Origin of the sequence: Thalassolituus sp. UBA2009 (assembly GCF_002335285.1) — a bacterium.
Lineage (GTDB): Bacteria > Pseudomonadota > Gammaproteobacteria > Pseudomonadales > Oceanobacteraceae > Venatoribacter > Venatoribacter alkanivorans.
Map to the genome: position 1 here is coordinate 40,243 of NZ_DDCJ01000166.1, position 1,165 is coordinate 41,407.

The 1,165-nt window shown below is 51.5% G+C and carries 2 protein-coding genes; one reads left to right on the forward strand and one right to left on the reverse strand.

The window, feature by feature from the left end:
* A partial coding sequence (locus B3P58_RS20490) for a hypothetical protein (protein WP_286720305.1) occupies nt 1–182 on the reverse strand: 182 nt, incomplete at its 3' end.
* A gap of 183 nt (nt 183–365) precedes the next feature.
* Between B3P58_RS20490 and B3P58_RS20495 the strand changes: the two genes are divergently transcribed.
* Nucleotides 366–1,165, forward strand: an 800-nt coding sequence (locus tag B3P58_RS20495; RefSeq protein ID WP_286720307.1) for an LON peptidase substrate-binding domain-containing protein, incomplete at its 3' end; no start/stop codon positions are given.

Genomic DNA, 1,165 nt, shown 5'->3' on the forward strand with positions numbered 1-1,165 from the left:
GGTAGGCTGCCAATCCCCATTGCCTGTAACCGGGGTAAACCGGCCAGCCATTGGCAAGCAGCCGCCAACAGCACCATCACTGCCAATGTGTGCAAGGCGCTGCGCCAGACCGTCGCCCGCTTCTCTGGTCTGCTGTCTTGCTGCTCAGCAAAATAGCCCGGCATCATCTTATTCTCCCGCATGCTTATTTCGTATTCGCATAAGCTTATGCATTTACTTCTTTTCTGAGAAACTGATAAAACCGCAATAACTATCCTGATTTACCGAACAGAACACAGAGGTGCACATTCGTTGTATCACCCAGCCTTGAAAAGCTGCAGCTGCCCCCCACATTTGCACCATAAACCGAACAGTTAAGGGTCGATATGAGCGACGAAAATCACGAATTTATCAGCAGAGAAGAAGGCGCAGGTGCTCTGGCACTGGCCGATGACGTATTACCGGAGACGCTGTACATCCTGCCGGTGAATGGCCGTCCGTTTTTCCCGTCTCAGGTGCAACCGGTTATTGTCGATGAAAAAGTCTGGGGCGAAACGCTGAAACGGGTCGCCAATTCACAGCACAAATTACTGGGTCTGTCGTTTGTCGACGATAAGGCCGCTGACGAAGTGCCGGCACCGGAGCGTATTCCGGATATCGGCTGTGTGGTGCGCATTCACCGTATTCAGGCTGAAGATGGCCGGATTCAGTTTATCGCCCAGGGCATCCGCCGCTTCCGTATCCGTGAATGGTTAAGCACTGACCTGCCAATGCAGGCACGGGTGCAATATCCGCAGCGCAGCACGGATTTCACCGATGAGATCAAGGCCTATGCCATGGCCATCATTAATGCCATCAAAGAACTGGTGGCGATTAATCCCTTGTACTCCGAAGAACTGAAAAACTATCTCAACCATTTCAGTCCTAATGACCCATCCCCGCTGACCGATTTTGCTGCGGCCATCACCACCGCCGAAGGCAAAGCCTTACAGGATGTACTGGCCACCCTGCCCCTGCAAAAGCGTATGGAAAAGACCCTGGTGCTGCTGAAAAAAGAAGTGGAAGTAGCACGCCTGCAGGCTGAAATTAATAAAACCGTTAACGAAGATATCAGCAAACACCAGCGTGATTTTTTCCTGAAACAGCAGTTAAAAACCATTCAGAAAGAACTGGGGCTGGCCAAGGA